General features: G+C 70.2%; 14 protein-coding genes. 6 read left to right on the forward strand and 8 right to left on the reverse strand.

Annotation, left to right across the window (positions count from 1 at the left end; translation table 11 throughout):
• Window positions 1-168: 168 nt before the first annotated feature.
• The 4 genes from BN159_RS25495 to BN159_RS25510 form a co-directional block, all read right to left on the reverse strand.
• The gene (locus tag BN159_RS25495) at window positions 169-1782 is read right to left on the reverse strand and encodes a sodium/solute symporter (protein WP_015659881.1); all 1614 of its coding nucleotides are present in this window, start codon (window positions 1780-1782) and stop codon (window positions 169-171) included.
• Window positions 1779-2216 (reverse strand): DUF485 domain-containing protein, encoded by a 438-nt coding sequence (locus BN159_RS25500; protein ID WP_015659882.1) that lies wholly within the window; start codon window positions 2214-2216, stop codon window positions 1779-1781. The genes BN159_RS25495 and BN159_RS25500 overlap by 4 nt, the downstream gene beginning before the upstream one ends.
• Before the next feature lie 242 nt (window positions 2217-2458).
• Entirely contained in the window at window positions 2459-2944 is a 486-nt protein-coding gene (locus tag BN159_RS25505) for a GNAT family N-acetyltransferase (protein ID WP_015659883.1), read from the reverse strand.
• 21 nt (window positions 2945-2965) lie between these two features.
• Window positions 2966-4462 carry an MFS transporter gene (locus BN159_RS25510; RefSeq protein ID WP_015659884.1) on the reverse strand — a complete coding sequence of 499 codons (1497 nt, stop codon included), beginning with the start codon at window positions 4460-4462 and terminating at the stop codon, window positions 2966-2968.
• A gap of 379 nt (window positions 4463-4841) precedes the next feature.
• Here BN159_RS25510 and BN159_RS25515 point away from each other — a divergent pair, with 379 nt between their 5' ends.
• The 3 genes from BN159_RS25515 to mfd all read left to right on the forward strand — a co-directional run bounded on the left by BN159_RS25515 (window position 4842) and on the right by mfd (window position 12084).
• A complete protein-coding gene (locus tag BN159_RS25515; RefSeq protein WP_015659885.1) occupies window positions 4842-5630 on the forward strand; it encodes an ABC transporter ATP-binding protein in 789 nt (262 codons plus the stop codon).
• Entirely contained in the window at window positions 5627-8206 is a 2580-nt protein-coding gene (locus BN159_RS25520) for an ABC transporter permease (protein WP_015659886.1), read from the forward strand. The genes BN159_RS25515 and BN159_RS25520 overlap by 4 nt, the downstream gene beginning before the upstream one ends.
• A gap of 347 nt (window positions 8207-8553) precedes the next feature.
• Window positions 8554-12084: a transcription-repair coupling factor gene (gene mfd / locus BN159_RS25525; protein WP_015659887.1), complete on the forward strand. Its 3531-nt coding sequence runs from the start codon at window positions 8554-8556 to the stop codon at window positions 12082-12084.
• Between the two features lie 52 nt (window positions 12085-12136).
• Here mfd and BN159_RS25530 read toward each other — a convergent pair whose 3' ends face one another.
• Window positions 12137-12742 (reverse strand): TetR/AcrR family transcriptional regulator, encoded by a 606-nt coding sequence (locus tag BN159_RS25530; RefSeq protein WP_015659888.1) that lies wholly within the window; start codon window positions 12740-12742, stop codon window positions 12137-12139.
• Between the two features lie 128 nt (window positions 12743-12870).
• Between BN159_RS25530 and BN159_RS25535 the strand changes: the two genes are divergently transcribed.
• Window positions 12871-13761 carry an SCO6745 family protein gene (locus tag BN159_RS25535; RefSeq protein ID WP_015659889.1) on the forward strand — a complete coding sequence of 297 codons (891 nt, stop codon included), beginning with the start codon at window positions 12871-12873 and terminating at the stop codon, window positions 13759-13761.
• A 162-nt stretch (window positions 13762-13923) separates the two neighbouring features.
• Here the strand turns inward: BN159_RS25535 and BN159_RS25540 are convergent, their stop codons facing one another.
• Entirely contained in the window at window positions 13924-14109 is a 186-nt protein-coding gene (locus BN159_RS25540) for an antitoxin (protein ID WP_015659890.1), read from the reverse strand.
• Window positions 14110-14251: 142 nt separating this feature from the next.
• Between BN159_RS25540 and BN159_RS25545 the strand changes: the two genes are divergently transcribed.
• Window positions 14252-15022 (forward strand): HNH endonuclease family protein, encoded by a 771-nt coding sequence (locus BN159_RS25545; protein WP_015659891.1) that lies wholly within the window; start codon window positions 14252-14254, stop codon window positions 15020-15022.
• 60 nt (window positions 15023-15082) lie between these two features.
• On the forward strand, window positions 15083-15826 hold the full coding sequence (locus BN159_RS25550; protein WP_015659892.1) for a hypothetical protein: 744 nt from the start codon (window positions 15083-15085) through the stop codon (window positions 15824-15826).
• A gap of 10 nt (window positions 15827-15836) precedes the next feature.
• Here the strand turns inward: BN159_RS25550 and BN159_RS25555 are convergent, their stop codons facing one another.
• Both BN159_RS25555 and BN159_RS25560 read right to left on the reverse strand, forming a co-directional pair.
• Window positions 15837-16637 (reverse strand): hypothetical protein, encoded by an 801-nt coding sequence (locus tag BN159_RS25555; RefSeq protein ID WP_015659893.1) that lies wholly within the window; start codon window positions 16635-16637, stop codon window positions 15837-15839.
• Window positions 16638-16790: 153 nt separating this feature from the next.
• A complete protein-coding gene (locus BN159_RS25560; RefSeq protein ID WP_015659894.1) occupies window positions 16791-17483 on the reverse strand; it encodes a hypothetical protein in 693 nt (230 codons plus the stop codon).
• Window positions 17484-17586: the final 103 nt, after the last annotated feature.

Consider the following 17586-nt stretch of genomic DNA (forward strand, 5'->3'; position numbering starts at 1 on the left):
AGCGGAGCAGTGAAGCGGGCGCCCGAGCCCCGTGCCCCGGGCGCCCCCCGCCTCACGTCACTGGTACGTGATGTCCGAGGCGCTGTCGCGGAAGATCAAGTGAGCTTCCGTCCTCCTGTCGTCACCGAGCGCGCAAAGGGTTGCCCCGGGATGTCGACACCCCGAATCTCACCCCCGTCGCCGCACCGCCCCCGCCAGAATCCACCCCTCCACCGCTTCGTACTGGTGCCGCTGCTCCTCCGCCTTCTGCTGCCCCGAGACCACGGTCCCCAGCCACCCGAACAGGAACCCGGCGGGAATGGAGACGAGCCCCGTCGTCGTGAACGGGAACCAGTTGAAGTCGGACTCGGGGAAGGCCGAGAAGGGCGACCCGGAGACGAGATTCGTGCCCGGCATCACCAGCAGCACCACAAGCGTTCCGCCGATCAGCGTGCTGAGCAGGCCGGTTCGGGTGTAGCGGCGCCAGAAGAGGCTGTAGACGAGGGCGGGCGCGATGGCCGAGGCGCCGATGCAGAACGCCAGCGTGACCAGTGGCTGGAGGCTGCGGTGCTGCACCATCGTCGCCAGCAGGATCGCCGGTACCCCCACCGCCAGCGCGGACAGCCGCGCGACCATCATCTCGCGCCGCCCGGACAACTCCCGTACCCGCGCGGCGAACACGTCGTGGGCCAGGGAGTTGGCGCAGGAAAGGATCATCCCGGCGACCGAGGCGAGCAGGGTGAGGAAGATGGCGGTGGTGACCGTGGTGAAGAGGAAAGTCTCCGCCGTGGACACCTCGGCCCCGAACGCGGCCTGCGAGCCGAGCAGATAGGCGGTGTTGCCCTGCGGGTCGGCCCCGGCGATCACCGAGCGCCCGATCAGCGCGGTCGCGCCGAATCCGATGACGGTGATGACCAGCACGAACAGCACCACCGCGGAGACCGCCCAGGACATCGAGCGGCGTACCTGGCGGGCGCTGGAGGCGGTGTACATGCGCATGGTGACGTGCGGCAGACAGGCGCCGCCGAGGACGACGGCGAGCTGTGAGCTGATCATGTCCAGGCCCGGCGCGGGCCCGCCGGAGAACTGGAGCCCCGAGTTGAGGAAGGCGGAGCCCACCCCGCTGCCCTCGGCGGCCGCGTCGAACAGGGCGCCCGGGTTCCAGTCGAACCTGTTCAGCATCATTACGGCGACGACGGCGCCGGAGCCGAGCAGCATCACCATCTTCAGGATCTGGATGAGGGCGGTGCCCTTCATGCCGCCGATCGCCGCGTAGCTGATCATCAGCGCGCCCAGCCCGATGATGCAGCCCGTCTTCAGCGCGTTGCTGGAGAAGCCGAGGAGGAAGGCCATGAGCTGGCCGGTGCCGGCGAGTTGGACGACCATCAGCGGCAGCAGGGCGGCGATGGTCACCGCGCACGCCGCGATCCGTACGCCGCGTCCGGGCATCCGGCGGGTCAGCGCGTCGCCCATGGTGAACCGGCCCGCGTTGCGCAGGGGTTCGGCCAGCAGGAACATCAGCAGCATCAGCGACAGCGCGGTGCTGAGGGCGAGGACGATGCCGTCGTAGCCGTACAGGGCGATGACGCCGGTGGTGCCGAGCACGGTCGCGGCGGATATGTAGTCGCCGCCTATGGCGAGGCCGTTGCGCATGGGGGACAAAGACCCATAGCCGGTGTAGAACTCGTCCAGGTCGTCCCGGTCGGGGCCGGTCATCACGCACAGCAGCAGGGTGATCGTGACGACGGCGGAGAAGGCGACCAGGGACATCGTCTGGGTGTCGCCGCTGAACTGCGGGGTCATCGGCTCGCCTCCCCGCGTCGGGCGTCCACTTCGGCCTGCTTGCGGATGCGGTCCGCGATCGGGTCGACGTAACGGCGCGCCGTGTGCTCGTAGAGGCCGATGGCCAGCCAGGTGACGGGGAGTTGGAGCAGGGCGAGGAGCAGTCCGGTGGGCAGGCCGTCGGTGACGGTGCTCGTCATGAAGGACGGCGCGGACGCCGACAGGACGAGGAAGAGCACGAAGTAGCCGAGCGCGGTGAGCGTGGCGGTGCGCCGCTGCCAGCGGTAGGCGGTGCGCAGGATCCGCAGATCGCTGTGGTGCCCGAGCGGGGCATGGCGTAGGGGGCGGTACTGCGGGGGCTCGGCGGGGGCGGGCGGCTGCCAGGGGTAGGTGGCGTACTGCTGCTGCGGCTGCTGGGGGTACGGCGGATACGGCGGATACGGGTCGGAGGACATCCCGTGCTCCTTGCGTGCGGGCTCGGGTCCGGGGCGGACCGCAGGGAGGTGGGGGGGCGGTCGAGCGGTGACGCACGTTACTCGTTGGTAGCTACAAGTGCGAGGGTTTGTGCAAACTGATTGGTCGGTATGCGCTTACTGTCGCTTCGGCCGGTCTGACCAGGGGTGTTACCCCCGTTAACTCAGACTTTTCCCGAGCCGGATCGGAGGCTTTCCGGGACCGGGTCGCTCCAGGGGCCGCGCTACAGCGCGCGGCGATAGGCGATTCCCGGACGGCTGTCGACCGTGAGTTCACCCGTGGGCGTGAAGGCGTTGCGCTCCAGCACGGTCCGCGAGGCGAGGTTGTCCAGTGTGGTGATCGCGGTGAGCGCGCTGAGCCCGTACGCCCGCGCCGCCAGCTCGCACATCGCGCCGACCGCCGCCGTCGCCACGCCCTTGCCCGCCGCGCTCTCCCCTACGCGGTAGCCGAGTTCGGCGCTGCCGTCCTCGACGTCCATCAGGTTGACCCGGCCGATCAGCCGGTCCTCGTCGTCGATGAGTACATGGAAATGGCAGACGCCGAGGCCCTGTTCGGTCAGCAGGGACCGAAGGCGGGCGGCGAACCCGTCGGGTGTGAAGAACGTGTCGCCGCGATCGGGGACCGTACGGGCGAAATACGCCCGGTTCTCCCGCTCGAAGGCCAGTAGCGCGTCCGCGTGGTCCGGCCGCAGCCGCTCCAACCTCACCATGGGTCCCAGGATACGGAGGGGTCAGTCGACGATCACTGGAAACCTGCGCGGAGCCAGCGTGAGCAGTACGAAAAACGCCAGCGCGGCCGCGCAGGCCGCGCCGAAGTACACCGCGTGCACGGCGTGCGCGATGGCGTGCCGGGTCGCCTCGTGCGCCGTACCTGCGTCCAACGCGCGGGTCACCGAGTCCAGGTCGCTCGCCCCGCCGAGGCGCGCGGCGAGGACGCCGTTGGCGACCGCGCCGAACACCGCCGCGCCCAGCGTCTGCCCGGTCTGCCGGCAGAACAGCACGGACGCGGTGGTGGTGCCCCGCTCCGACCAGCCCACGGTCGACTGCACGCCGACGATCAGCGGCAGTTGGAACAGCCCGAGCGCGCCGCCGAGCAGCAGCATCAGCAGCGTCGGCTGCCAGGCCTGGCCGGGATACGGCAGGAACGGGAAGGCGAACAGGATCAGCGCCGAGGCCCCCATGCCGAGCAGCGCGGTGTCCCGGAAGCCGATCCTGCGGTACACGTGCTGGCTGAGCGCGGCCGACACCGGCCAGCTCAACGTCCATACCGACAGCACGAATCCGGCGGCCACCGGGCCGAGGCCCAGCACCGACTGGGCATAGGTGGGCAGGAACACCGTCGGCGCGACCATCAGCAGGCCCAGCGCGCCGAGCGCCAGGTTCACCGCGGCGATGGTACGGCGGCGCCACACCCAGCCCGGGATGATCGGCTCCGCCGCCCGGCGCTCCACCAGCACCACGACCCCCGCGAGCCCGAGCCCCGCGGTCAGCAGGGCGATCGAGGGCGCCGACAGCCAGGGCCAGGCCACCCCGCCCTGCACCAGCGCCGTCAGCAGCACGCCCCCGCAGGCGAACACCGCGAGCGCGCCCGCCCAGTCGACACGCGCGCGTGCGGGCGTTTTCCGTTCCGGCTCGTGCAGATGACGCACGATCAGCCACAACGCCACCGCCCCGATGGGCAGGTTGACGAGGAAGATCCACCGCCAGTCCGCGTACGCGGCCAGCAACCCGCCGATGCCGGGACCGGCCACCGCGGACACCGCCCACACCGTGGACAGCTTGGACTGGATCCTGGGGCGCTCCTTGAGCGGGTACAGATCGGCGGCGAGCGTCTGCACCGTGCCCTGGAGGGCGCCGCCGCCGAGGCCCTGCACGATCCGGAAGGCGATCAGCGCCGCCATGTTCCAGGCGACGGCGCACAGCAGCGAGCCGAGCAGGAACACGGCCGCCCCCGCCACCAGTACCGGCTTGCGGCCGAAGGTGTCGGAGAGCTTGCCGTAGACGGGGAGCGTGACCGTCACGGCCAGGAGATAGCCGGAGAAGAGCCAGGAGAAGTAGGAGAAGCCGCCGAGGTCGCCGACGATCTGCGGGACGGCGGTGGAGACGACGGTGGCGTCGAGGGCCGCGAGTGCCATCGCCAGCATCAGGGCCGCCACCACGGCGCCGCGGCGCTCGGTCCCGGTGGGCTGCGCGGAGTCGCGTATCGCAGGTCTCGTATCGCCGCCCACCGGATTCCTTCCCCCTGCATCTATCTGCCGTCGACCAGCTTCCCACTTGACCCTCACGTCGCGGGAGGTATGAGGCTTGCCGGGACCGAGGGAGGAGGCGACCCCGAGAAAAGGTCCACCGAAGGGTGGACTGCCCCTAGGGGTACCTCCGTACCTGGGCCCGGGGAGGGTTCGTACCGGCGGAGGACGAGACGGCCCCCCGGTCGTCCTTAACCTGGCTTTACGCCGCTCGGGGGCGGCTGACCGGCCTCGCGGGGGTGGGGTTTTCCCCCGCAAAAGACTGCGCTGGGCACCAGCGCGCCGAGGCCCCTTCCGACACCAGACTTTTCGACGTACCGCTTCGCACGATCCACCTGCTGACCGACATAGGAGACTTGCCATGACATCGGCCGTAACCATTCCCAGGCACGGGGGCACTGGAGGACGTACGGCCGCTGCCGCCCGCGCGCGGCAGGTCGTGAAGGCGTACGGGTCCGGGGAGACCCGGGTCGTCGCCCTGGACCATGTCGACGTGGACATCGAGCGGGGCCAGTTCACCGCGATCATGGGCCCCTCGGGCTCCGGCAAGTCCACCCTCATGCACTGCCTCGCCGGCCTCGACACCGTCACCGGCGGGCAGATCTACCTGGACGACACCGAGATCACCGGCCTGAAGGACAAGAAGCTCACGCAGCTTCGCCGGGACCGGATCGGCTTCATCTTCCAGGCGTTCAACCTGCTCCCGACGCTGAACGCGATCGAGAACATCACCCTGCCCATGGACATCGCGGGCCGGAAGCCGGACAAGGAGTGGCTGGCGCGGGTCGTCGAGACGGTTGGACTTTCCGACCGGCTCAAGCACCGGCCCACCCAGCTCTCCGGCGGCCAGCAGCAGCGCGTCGCCGTGGCGCGGGCGCTGGCGGCCCGGCCGGAGATCATCTTCGGTGACGAGCCGACCGGAAATCTCGACTCCCGCGCGGGGGCGGAGGTTCTGGGCTTCCTGCGCCGTTCGGTCGACGAGCTCGGGCAGACCATCGTGATGGTCACCCACGACCCGGTCGCCGCCTCCTACGCGGACCGTGTGCTGTACCTCGCCGACGGCCGCATCGTCGACGAGATGTACAAGCCGACCGCCGAGGCCGTCCTGGACCGCATGAAGGACTTCGACGCCCGGGGGCGTACGTCATGACCGTCATGAAGACCTCGATGCGCAACTTCTTCGCGCACAAGGGACGTATGGCCCTGTCGGCCGTCGCCGTGCTGCTGTCGGTGGCCTTCGTGTGCGGGACCCTGGTGTTCACCGACACCATGAACACCACCTTCGACAAGCTCTTCGCCGCCACCTCCTCCGATGTGACGGTGAGTTCGAAGGACGCCTCGGACACCGGCGAGACCACCAACGACACCGGGAAGCCGCCGGTCATGCCGGCCTCCGTGGTCGAGAAGGTGCGCGGCGCCGAGGGCGTGAAGTCCGCGGAGGGCACCGTCTTCTCCACCTCGGTGACCGTCGTCGACGCCGACAAGGACAGCCTCTCGCCCTCCAGCGGCGCCCCGACCATCGTCGGCAGCTGGAACGGCAACGACGCCCGCACCATGAAGATCACCTCCGGTGCGGCGCCCAAGGGCCCCGACCAGGTCATGGTGGACGCGGACACCATGGACAAGCACGACCTCAAGCTCGGCGACGAGATCGGCGTGATCAGCGCGGTCGGCACGCACACCGCGCGGATCTCCGGAATCGCCGACTTCGAGGTCACCAACCCCGGCGCGGCCATCTTCTACCTGGACACCAAGACCGCCCAGGAGACGCTGGTCGGTGAGCCGGACGTGTACACCAACGTCAACGTCACGGCGGCGACCGGCGTCACCGACGCGCAGCTGAAGAAGAACGTGCTCGCCGCGACCGACGGCGCCTACAAGGTGCAGACGGCCAAGGAGACCGCCGACGCCAACCAGAAGGACGTCGAGGGCTTCATGAACGTCATGAAGTACGCGATGCTCGGCTTCGCCGGGATCGCCTTCCTCGTCGGCATCTTCCTGATCATCAACACCTTCTCCATGCTGGTCGCCCAGCGCACCCGGGAGATCGGCCTGATGCGGGCCATCGGCTCCAGCCGGAAGCAGGTCAACCGGTCGGTGCTGGTGGAGGCGCTGCTGCTCGGCGTCTTCGGCTCGGTCCTGGGCGTCGGCGCGGGCGTCGGACTCGCGATCGGCCTGATGAAGCTGATGGGCTCCATGGGCATGGAGCTGTCCACCTCCGACCTCACCATCGCCTGGACGACTCCGGTGGTCGGCCTGGTCCTCGGCGTGATCGTCACCGTCCTCGCCGCCTATCTGCCGGCCCGCCGCGCGGGCAAGGTCTCCCCGATGGCCGCCCTGCGCGACGCGGGCGCCCCGGCGGACGCCAAGGCGGGCGTCGTGCGCGCCGTTCTCGGCACGCTCCTCACCGCGGGCGGCGGCTACGCCCTCTACCTCGCCGCGTCGGCCGACAAGGCCAAGGAGGGCTCGCTCTGGCTCGGCCTCGGCGTGGTCCTGTCCCTGATCGGCTTCGTCGTCATCGGCCCGCTCCTCGCGGGCGGTGTGGTGCGGGTCCTGGGCGCCCTGATCCTGCGGGTCTTCGGCCCCGTCGGCCGCATGGCCGAGCGCAACGCGCTGCGCAACCCGCGCCGTACGGGCGCCACGGGCGCCGCCCTGATGATCGGGCTCGCGCTCGTCGCCTGTCTGTCGGTGGTCGGCTCCTCGATGGTCGCCTCGGCCACGGACCAGCTCGACAAGACCGTCGGCACGGACTTCATCATCCAGAACGACGGCGGTCAGCTGGTCACCCCGGAGGCGGTCAAGGCGGTCAAGTCGACGCCGGGCCTCGACCACGTCACCGAGTACAAGATCGCCGAGGCGGACTACACCACCCCCGACGGCAAGACGCTCAAGGACACCGACATCACGGCGGCAGACGCGTCCTACGCGCGGGACCTGCGCACCAAGACGGTCGCGGGCAACCTCGCCGACGCCTACAAGCCGGACTCGATGTCCGTCCACGAGACGTTCGCCAAGGACCACGGCATCAGCCTCGGCTCGAAGATCGAGGTCGCCTTCAAGGGCGGCGAGACGGCCGAGCTGACGGTCCGTGCGATCACCAGCAGTGACGTCGTCATCGACGCGGGCTCCAAGTACACGTCCATCGCCACGCTCGCCAAGTACCTGCCGGCCGACAAGATGCCCCTCGACCAGCTGGTCTTCGCCTCGGCGAAGGACGGGCAGCAGGACGCCGCGTACAAGTCCCTGAAGTCGGCGCTGCACGACTACCCGCAGTACACCGTGCGCGACCAGACCGACTACAAGGAAGCGCTGAAGGACCAGATCGGCCAGCTCCTGAACATGATCTACGGCCTGCTCGCCCTCGCGATCATCGTGGCGATCCTGGGTGTGGTGAACACCCTCGCCCTGTCGGTCGTCGAGCGGACCCGGGAGATCGGCCTCATGCGCGCCATCGGCCTCTCCCGCCGCCAGCTGCGCCGCATGATCCGCATGGAGTCGGTCGTCATCGCCCTCTTCGGTGCCCTGCTGGGCCTCGGCCTGGGCATGGGCTGGGGCGCCACCGCCCAGAAGCTGCTCGCCCTGGAGGGCCTCAAGGTCCTGGAGATCCCCTGGGTCACCATCGGCGGCGTCTTCATCGGCTCGGCCTTCGTGGGCCTGTTCGCGGCCCTGATCCCGGCCTTCCGGGCGGGCCGGATGAACGTCCTGAACGCGATCGCCACGGACTAGAACCGACCGAACAGCCACCGCACACGGGGGTTGCGGGGGATCCGGTGCCGGGAAGCTTTGGGGGGCTTCCCGGCACCGGCGCGTCTTCAGCCTGTCCGGCGTTTGAGGACGAGGCCCTTTCAGGGCCGACAGCGGGGGCCTGGGGGCGGCAGCCCCCAGGGACGGGACGGGTAGGGGCGGCGGGGGCGAGAACATCCGAGCCCCCACACCGGCGCCGGTACCCCCGACGCGGACGTTATCCACAGCCCCGGCGGCTGTCGGCGGCGCGTCGTACGCTGGAGACCCCCGGCCCGTTCGACGAGTCGGGTCCTTCGCGTTGCCCACCTCCGGACGGAAGCTCCCTCCACATGAGCCTGCACGGTCTGCTCGACGCCGTCGTCAAGGACACCGCCCTCGCGGAAGCGATCACCGCGGCCGCCGACGGCAACCGCATGCACATCGACCTCGTCGGCCCCCCGGCGGCCCGCCCCTTCGCGGTCGCCGCCCTGGCCCGCGAGGCCGCCCGCCCCGTGCTCGCGGTGACGGCGACCGGCCGTGAGGCCGAGGACCTGGCGGCCGCCCTGCGCACGCTCCTCCCCCCGGAAGGCGTCGTCGAGTACCCCTCCTGGGAGACCCTCCCGCACGAGCGCCTCAGCCCCCGCAGCGACACCGTCGGCCGCCGCCTCGCCGTCCTGCGACGGCTCGCCCACCCCCGCCCCGACGACCCCGAGACCGGCCCGGTCTCCGTCGTCGTCGCCCCCGTGCGCTCGGTCCTCCAGCCCCAGGTCAAGGGCCTCGGCGACCTTGAACCGGTCGCCCTGCGCACCGGCCAGACCGCGGACCTGAACACCGTCGTGGAGGCCCTCGCCGCCGCCGCGTACTCCCGTGTCGAGCTGGTCGAGAAGCGCGGCGAGTTCGCCGTACGCGGCGGCATCCTCGATGTGTTCCCGCCGACCGAGGAACACCCCCTGCGCATCGAGTTCTGGGGCGACGACGTCGAGGAGATCCGGTACTTCAAGGTCGCCGACCAGCGCTCCCTGGAGATCGCCGAGCACGGCCTGTGGGCGCCGCCCTGCCGCGAGCTGCTGCTCACCGAGGACGTCCGGGCACGCGCGCGTGCGCTCGCCGAACAGCACCCGGAGCTCGGCGAACTGCTCGGCAAGATCGCCGAGGGGATCGCCGTGGAGGGAATGGAGTCCCTGGCTCCGGTCCTCGTCGACGACATGGAGCTGCTGCTCGACGTCCTGCCCAAGGGCGCCATGGCCCTGGTGTGCGATCCGGAGCGGGTACGCACGCGTGCCGCCGATCTCGTCGCCACCAGCCAGGAGTTCCTCCAGGCGTCCTGGGCGGCCACCGCGGGCGGCGGCGAGGCGCCCATCGACGTCGGCGCGGCCTCCCTGTGGTCCATCGCGGACGTCCGCGACCGTGCGCGCGAGCTGGACATGATGTGGTGGTCGGTGTCGCCGTTCGCTGCGGACCTCGAACTGGAGGCGGACACCCTCCAGCTGGGCATGCACGCGCCCGAGACCTACCGCGGGGACACCGCCAAGGCGCTCGCCGACACCAAGGGCTGGCTCGCCGACGGCTGGCGCGCGGTCTACGTCACCGAGGCCCACGGCCCCGCGGCCCGTACCGTCGAGGTGCTCGGCGGCGAGGGCATCGCCGCCCGCCTGGACGCCGACCTGGCCGAACTCAGCCCGTCCGTCGTGCATGTGGCGTGCGGCTCGATCGACTACGGCTTCGTCGACCCGGCACTGAAGCTCGCCGTCCTCACCGAGACCGACCTGTCCGGGCAGAAGGCGGCCGGCAAGGACGGCGCCCGCATGCCCGCGCGGCGCCGCAAGACCATCGACCCGCTGACCCTGGAGTCCGGCGACTACATCGTCCACGAGCAGCACGGCGTCGGCCGCTACATCGAGATGGTCCAGCGCACCGTGCAGGGCGCCACGCGCGAGTACCTCGTCGTGGAGTACGCCCCCGCCAAGCGCGGCCAGCCCGGTGACCGGCTCTACATCCCCACCGACCAGCTGGAGCAGATCACCAAGTACGTCGGCGGCGAGGCGCCCACGCTGCACCGCCTGGGCGGCGCGGACTGGACGAAGACCAAGGCCCGCGCGAAGAAGGCCGTCAAGGAGATCGCGGCCGACCTGATCAAGCTCTACAGCGCGCGGATGGCGGCGCCCGGCCACACCTTCGCGGCCGACACGCCCTGGCAGCGCGAGCTGGAGGACGCCTTCCCCTACGCGGAGACGCCGGACCAGCTCACCACCATCGCCGAGGTCAAGGAGGACATGGAGAAGTCGGTCCCGATGGACCGGCTGATCTGCGGTGACGTCGGCTACGGCAAGACGGAGATCGCGGTCCGGGCCGCCTTCAAGGCCGTACAGGACGGCAAGCAGGTGGCCGTACTGGTGCCGACGACCCTGCTGGTGCAGCAGCACTTCGGGACCTTCTCCGAGCGGTACTCCCAGTTCCCGGTCAACGTCCGGGCGCTCAGCCGCTTCCAGACGGACACCGAGGCGAAGGCGGTCCTGGAGGGCCTGAAGGAGGGCGCGGTGGACGTCGTCATCGGCACCCACCGGCTGTTCTCCTCGGAGACCAAGTTCAAGGACCTGGGCCTGGTCATCGTCGACGAGGAGCAGCGCTTCGGCGTCGAGCACAAGGAGCAGCTGAAGAAGCTGCGCGCCAACGTGGACGTGCTGACGATGTCCGCGACGCCGATCCCGCGGACCCTGGAGATGGCGGTGACGGGCATCCGCGAGATGTCCACGATCACCACCCCGCCCGAGGAGCGCCACCCGGTCCTGACCTTCGTCGGCCCCTACGAGGAGAAGCAGATCGGCGCGGCCATCCGCCGCGAACTCCTGCGCGAGGGCCAGGTCTTCTACATCCACAACCGGGTCGAGTCGATCGACCGCGCGGCCGCGCGGCTCCGCGAGATCGTCCCCGAGGCGCGGATCGCGACCGCCCACGGCCAGATGTCGGAGTCGGCGCTGGAACAGGTCGTCGTCGACTTCTGGGAGAAGAAGTTCGACGTCCTGGTCTCCACGACGATCGTCGAGTCGGGCATCGACATCTCCAACGCCAACACCCTGATCGTGGAGCGCGGCGACAACTTCGGCCTGTCCCAGCTGCACCAGCTGCGCGGGCGCGTCGGCCGTGGCCGCGAGCGCGGGTACGCCTACTTCCTGTACCCGCCGGAGAAGCCGCTGACGGAGACCGCACACGAACGTCTCGCGACCATCGCCCAGCACACCGAGATGGGCGCGGGCATGTACGTGGCGATGAAGGACCTGGAGATCCGCGGCGCGGGCAACCTCCTGGGCGGCGAGCAGTCCGGCCATATCGCGGGCGTCGGCTTCGACCTGTACGTCCGGATGGTCGGCGAGGCGGTGGCGGACTACCGCGCGTCCCTGGAGGGCGGCGTGGAGGAGGAGCCGCCGCTGGAGGTCAAGATCGAGCTCCCGGTCGACGCGCACGTCCCGCACGACTACGCCCCGGGCGAGCGGCTGCGTCTCCAGGCCTACCGCTCCATCGCCTCCGCCAACACCGAGGAGGACATCAAGGCCGTACGCGAGGAACTCGTCGACCGCTACGGCAAGTTGCCCGAGCCGGTGGAGAACCTCCTCCTCGTCGCGGGCCTGCGCATGCTGGCACGCGCGTGCGGAGTCGGCGAGATCGTCCTCCAGGGCAACAACATCCGCTTCGCCCCGGTGGAACTGCGCGAGTCCCAGGAACTGCGCGTCAAGCGCCTGTACCCCGGCACGGTCATCAAGCCGGCGGTCCATCAGGTGCTGGTCCCCCGCCCGAAGACGGCGAAGGTCGGCGGCAAGCCGCTGGTCGGACGGGAACTGCTGGGCTGGGTCGGGGAGTTCCTGGCGTCGATTCTGGGGTCGTAGAGCCGCTGGGCCGACGGGGTCGTGAGCGATGGCCGGTGGGCCACGGCCCCGGTCAGTCCTCCACGACGGTGTCGCCGGTGCGGAACAGCATCGCCGCGACCGCCTCGAAAACCTCCTCCGGGTCCCGGTCGCCCACCGGCCCGTCCAGGTTGTGGCCGAGGAGCAGTGTGGCGAAGCCGTGGGCCAGGGACCAGGCGGCCACTCCGGCGAGGCGGCTGTCGATGCCGAGGTCGTCGGGGCGTACACCGGCGACGGCTTCGCGCAGGGCGTCCCCGGCGAGGGCGCGGGCGGTGGTGAGCTCGAGGTCGTCGGCTCGCAGCAGCCCGGGGGTGAACATCACCTGGAAGTGCGCGGGGTGCTCGCGGGCGAAGCGGACGTAGCGGACGCCCGCGTCCTTCAGGTCCTCGCCCTCCCTCAGCCCGGCCGCGAGCAGTCCGAAGCCCTCCGCCGCGATCGCCGTCAGCAGACCCGTGCGGTCCTTGAAGTGGTGTGCGGGCGCCGCGTGCGAGACCCCGGCGCGGCGGGCCAGATCGCGCAGGCTCAGGCCGGACGGCCCGTCGGCGGCGATGACGTCGAGCGCGGCGGTGAGGATGGCGCGTCGCAGGTCACCGTGGTGATAGCGGCGTTCGGCGGACTTCTTGGCCGGTGCGGGGGTCATGCCCAGCAGCGTACGCGGAATCTAGGCATTGACAAGTTCGGTCCGCTCGGGCAATCTAGTCAGTGTCAAGTTGCGAAGCGGGTTGCAGGCTCCGACCTTCACGGCCTGGAGTGCGAGGGGGATTCACCATGTCGACGTACGAAGAAGCAGGCGGCGGGATCGAACCGGCCCGCGTCCGTCAGCTCTGGCATCTGCTGGAGCCTCTGCACGCGGTGCTGTACTACGCGCCGGAAGTCTTCGCCGAGGCCGCCATGCTCGGGTACGACACGGCGGAGCGCTGGCCGAGCTACTTCCCCTTCCGGGCGGCGCCGTTGGGCCCGGCCGGCGGTGAGCGGGTGGCCTCCGCCTTCTACAGCTTCAGCCCCCGCATGGTCGCCGAGCACATCGACCCGGCATGGAAGGCCGCGAGCCCGGACGACGTAATGAAGGCGAGAGTGCGCGGCGTGGACCGGGCGTACCGCGCCCTGTTCGGCGATCGCGTCGACAGCCCGGAGCTGGCGGAGGCCGCCGCCCTCGCCCGGCGCGCGGCCGAGGCGGCGAACACGGCGGGCCGTCCGCTCGCCGCGGCCAACGCCGAGTTGGACTGGCCCGAACCGCCGTACCTCCAGCTGTGGCATGCGGCGACGATCCTGCGCGAACACCGCGGCGACGGCCACCTCGCCGCCCTGCTCCTGGCCGGCCTCGATCCGGTCGAGTCGCTCGTCTCCTTCGCCGCGATAGGCGCCGCGTCCGCCGAGCGCTTCGAGAGTCGGGGCTGGAGTGCGCACGAATGGGCGAGCGCCCGCGAACGCCTCGTCGCACGCGGCCTGTTGAACGCCGACGGTACGGCGACCGAGGCGGGCCACGCCCTGCGCCGGGACATCGAGGAGCACACGGACCGCCTCGCTGCCGGACCCTGGGGTGCGCTCACGGCTCAGGACATCGACCGACTCACCGATCTGCTGGGCGAGTTCTGGGTCGCGGTGCTCTCCTCGGGGCTGCTGCCCTCGGAGACGACGCTGGGGATAGGCAAGGTCTGAGCCCCAGCGTCCTGCGCCTCTGGGGCATGCGAAGCCGCCCGCGGGGTGGTGGGGCTCCGCGGACGGCCTCTGTTTCACGATGGTTCAGGGTGCCCGGCGGGGCGTGCCCCCGAAGAGGGGTGGACTGCCCAGCGGGTCTCAGGACCTCCGTGGGTCAACGGGCTATGGCTGTTCGGGCCGGTCACGGTCCATGCCGAGCGCGCCTTCGGCTCTCTGCTGCGCGTCGTCGACCTGGCTCTCGTACTTGTTGCCCGTCTTCTCGTTGACCTTCTTCTCCGCGGTGTCGGACATGTCCTTGGCCTTGTCCTGCATCCCGCGGTGGCTCTTGAATCTGTCGAGGATGCCCATCCAGAGCTCCTTCCGGAGGTGACTCAGAACCGACGATACGCCCGTGATGCGAGCAATGCGCATTTTCCGCCGATATGGTCTGGACCTCTGGACCGCTACCGTGAGAGGAGCAATCCGGCACGCAGGGGAGGGGCGCATCGTGATGCGTCTGAGGGGCGGGGCGGCGGCCTGTGCCGCGGTACTCGGGATGGCGCTCGTGCTCACGGGCTGCGAGGACATGGGAGACCTGCCGCTGGACGGCTCGGCCTCCGGCTCCGCGCCGGGTTCCGGGACGGGACGCGCTGTCAGCCCGCTGGACAACCCCGACGGCACCGAGCCGGGCCTGGCGGCCATCACCTCGGACGCCGACCGGGCCGAGGCACGGGCGCTGATCGAGAAGGTGGCGACCAAGGGCCGAGGTCCCAGGACCGGGTACGATCGCGACGAGTTCGGCTACGCCTGGATGGACTCGGCCCCCGGCGGCATCCCGTACGCCCGCAACGGCTGCGACACCCGCAACGACCTTCTGCGCCGGGACGGCGCGGAGCTGCGCTTCCGGTCCGGCTCGGACTGCGTCGTGATGTCGATGCGGCTGGACGACCCGTACACCGGCAGGACCATCGAGTGGACCAAGGCCCGCGCCATCGAGGTCCAGATCGACCACGTCATGCCGCTCTCCTACGACTGGCAGATGGGCGCCTCACGCTGGACCGAGGGCGAACGCCAGGCCATCGCCAACGACCCGCTGAACCTGATGCCGGTCGACGGCCCGACCAACAGCTCCAAAGGTGATTCGGGACCCGCCTCCTGGCTCCCCCCGAACAAGCGGATCCGCTGCTCCTACGCGGTGCGCTTCGCACAGGTCTCGCTGAAGTACGAGCTGCCCGTGACGGCACCGGACAAGCAGATGATGCTGCGCCAGTGCGGGGGCTGACAGGACTGCCAGCCGGAAAAGCGATTCCTGAGGCCTGAGGGCGCGGCCTACCGTGGCCGCATGCAGTGGAAGGTATCGAGTCTGGCCGAGCGTCCGGACAAGTTCGAGCAGGTCGTGGCGATGGCGGCCACGTGGCCGGAGCCGGTGCTGAACGACCACGTGGGCAACGCCCACTACGGCCGGATCGCCACCGAGCTCCCCGAGTATGTGCAGTTCGCCGAGGACGCGCGGGGCGAGGTCGTCGCCCACGGCTACAGCGTGCCCTTCGCCCTCGGCGCACAGGGCCGCGGCACCCTGCCCGCCCGCGGCTGGGACGAGGTGCTCGTCTGGGCCTTCAGCGACCTGCGTCGAGGGGTACCGGCGGACACGGTCAGCGCCATCTCGGTCACCGTCACCCCGCACGCCCAGGGACTCGGCCTGTCCGCCGTGATGCTCTCGGCCATGCGGGACAACGCCCTCGCCCACGGCTTCCGTGAGGTCGTGGCCCCGGTCCGTCCGAGCGCCAAGCACCTCGAACCGCACACCCCCATCGAGGAGTATGCGCACCGTGTGCGGCCCGACGGACTTCCGCACGACCCGTGGCTGCGGGTGCACGCCCGGGCGGGCGCCGTCATCGACTCGGTGGCCCCGGCCTCGATGACCGTGTCGGGCTCGCTGGAGCAGTGGCGCGACTGGACCGGGCTGCCCTTCGACGCCCCGGGCGACATCGAGGTGCCCGGGGCGCTGGTACCGGTGCGCTGCGAACCGGAACGCGGATACGCGGTGTACGTCGAGCCCAACGTCTGGATGCGGCACCCCCTGTGAGACGCCGGGCTCAGCCGCCGAGCGCATCCAGGTCCAGGATGTCGCCGGTGGGCTTGTCCGCCGGGACCGGCTCGTCGAAGTCGCTGAAGGTGAGCGAGCCCTCGTCCGAGGGGGTGGTGCTGACCAGCCGCAGCACATAAGGCTCGCCCTCGGTGGCGACGTAGAAGGTGAAGCTCTCCTTGCCGTCCTTCTCGTACAGGGTGATCGCGGGCGTGCCGTCGACCGTGGCGGTCTTGCCGCGGGTGGCGTCCGACCCGGCGTCGTCGGCGTCGCCGAAGACCGTGTCCATGTCGCAGAAGTCGGCGAAGTCCTTGGCGTCCGAGCCCTTCGCGGACATCTTGGTCCACTTGTCGGCCAGCATCGACACCGTGGCGTCGACCTCCGCCTCGGGAGCGCCCTCGCTCTGGGCGCGCAGGAAGTCCTCGTCGTACTTCATGTAGAGGGTGTCACCGGTCTTGATCAGATCGGCTTGGCCCTCGCCGCCGATGCTCATGTTGCCGGCGCAGTCGCCCTTGCGGTCGAGGGCCATGTCCATGGTGATCGTGCTGCCGGACGCATCGTCGGGGATGTCGCCCTTCATGCGGAAGGAGTCGGCGTCGAAGGTGGCCTTCACCGCCCGGTCGGCGATCTCCCCGCCGGTCAGCCCGGCGAACGGTTCCTTCGGCTTGCTCGACGAGCTGGACTGGTCGGACTGCCCGGCGCTGGGCTTGTCCTTGGACTTGCCCTCGGTCTTGTCGTCGCCCTGACAGCCGGTGACGGCCAGGGAGGTGACGGCGGTGAGGCAGAGAGCGGCAAGAGCGGTGCGACGCATGGGGGTTCCTCGGTGAAGACGGAGCGCGCGGAGCGCTGGGGGTGAGTTGACGCGGTGGGCCGCCCTTGGGGTGGGCGGCGCGGTGTCGCGGGCGGGGCGGCGGCGCTGTGGTGCCGCGCCCCGCGCGGCGACGAATCGGCCCAGGTGGCCGGATCAGGCGGACTTCTTCCAGTCCTGGCAGCCGGACGTCTTGAAGTAGGCGTCCGAGGCGGCGATGGTGACGACGGCCGTGCCGCTCACATTGTTGTTGGCGATGATCGATTCGATGGAGTGGTCGGCGTTCTTGGTGCGCTCCCAGTAGCAGGCGTCATCGGTGTTGCCGGTGGACTTGTAGGTGCCGGGCGCGATGTCGACGCCGACTCTGAGCATTCCGGCGTCGCCGGACATCTTCGAGGCCGGGGAGCCCTTGGCCTTCTCGTCGACGGCCTCCCAGTCGTTGCAGTCGCTGGACGTGAAGAGCTTGTCGGTCCCCTTGACGGTCACGTAACTCGTGCCCATCACATTTTCGTTGGCCAGCAGCGACTCCATCTCCCCGGAGGCGTCCTTGGCCCGCTCCCAGTAGCACATGCCGTCGCTGTTGCCGGTGGTGCGGTAGGTGCCGGGCTTGATGTCCGAACCGACCTGGAAGTCGCCGTCCCCCGCGAACGCGACCTTCTTCTCGGCGACGTCCTCCGCGTCCGACTTCGTCTTCCCGTCCGTGCCACGGTCCGCGGACGCCGAAGAGCCCTTGCCGCTGGAGCTGCTGCTGCTGTCGCCGCCGCTGTCGTTCCCGGCGTTCGCCGACACGGCGCCGATGACGACGATCCCCACGACGGCGCCCAGCGCGATCTTGCCCTTCATGCCCATGACTGATTCCCCTCCCCTGAGCGGCGACCGTCCCCTCCGGCGGTCGCTCGTTCGATGGGTCAATAAGAGCAGAGGCTGTGAACCGAGTCAACATGGTTCACAG

This window comes from Streptomyces davaonensis JCM 4913, from assembly GCF_000349325.1.
GTDB classification, from domain to species: domain Bacteria; phylum Actinomycetota; class Actinomycetes; order Streptomycetales; family Streptomycetaceae; genus Streptomyces; species Streptomyces davaonensis.

Bases quoted from the DNA above. Each gene is read 5' to 3' on its own strand.
- BN159_RS25500 (WP_015659882.1), bottom strand. From the start codon at position 2,216: ATGTCCTCCGACCCGTATCCGCCGTATCCGCCGTACCCCCAGCAGCCG.
- BN159_RS25515 (WP_015659885.1), top strand. From the start codon at position 4,842: ATGACATCGGCCGTAACCATTCCCAGGCACGGGGGCACTGGAGGACGT.
- BN159_RS25505 (WP_015659883.1), bottom strand. From the start codon at position 2,944: ATGGTGAGGTTGGAGCGGCTGCGGCCGGACCACGCGGACGCGCTACTG.
- BN159_RS25545 (WP_015659891.1), top strand. From the start codon at position 14,252: ATGCGTCTGAGGGGCGGGGCGGCGGCCTGTGCCGCGGTACTCGGGATG.
- BN159_RS25520 (WP_015659886.1), top strand. From the start codon at position 5,627: ATGACCGTCATGAAGACCTCGATGCGCAACTTCTTCGCGCACAAGGGA.
- BN159_RS25535 (WP_015659889.1), top strand. From the start codon at position 12,871: ATGTCGACGTACGAAGAAGCAGGCGGCGGGATCGAACCGGCCCGCGTC.
- BN159_RS25550 (WP_015659892.1), top strand. From the start codon at position 15,083: ATGCAGTGGAAGGTATCGAGTCTGGCCGAGCGTCCGGACAAGTTCGAG.
- BN159_RS25560 (WP_015659894.1), bottom strand. From the start codon at position 17,483: ATGGGCATGAAGGGCAAGATCGCGCTGGGCGCCGTCGTGGGGATCGTC.
- BN159_RS25555 (WP_015659893.1), bottom strand. From the start codon at position 16,637: ATGCGTCGCACCGCTCTTGCCGCTCTCTGCCTCACCGCCGTCACCTCC.
- BN159_RS25530 (WP_015659888.1), bottom strand. From the start codon at position 12,742: ATGACCCCCGCACCGGCCAAGAAGTCCGCCGAACGCCGCTATCACCAC.
- mfd (WP_015659887.1), top strand. From the start codon at position 8,554: ATGAGCCTGCACGGTCTGCTCGACGCCGTCGTCAAGGACACCGCCCTC.
- BN159_RS25495 (WP_015659881.1), bottom strand. From the start codon at position 1,782: ATGACCCCGCAGTTCAGCGGCGACACCCAGACGATGTCCCTGGTCGCC.
- BN159_RS25540 (WP_015659890.1), bottom strand. From the start codon at position 14,109: ATGGGCATCCTCGACAGATTCAAGAGCCACCGCGGGATGCAGGACAAG.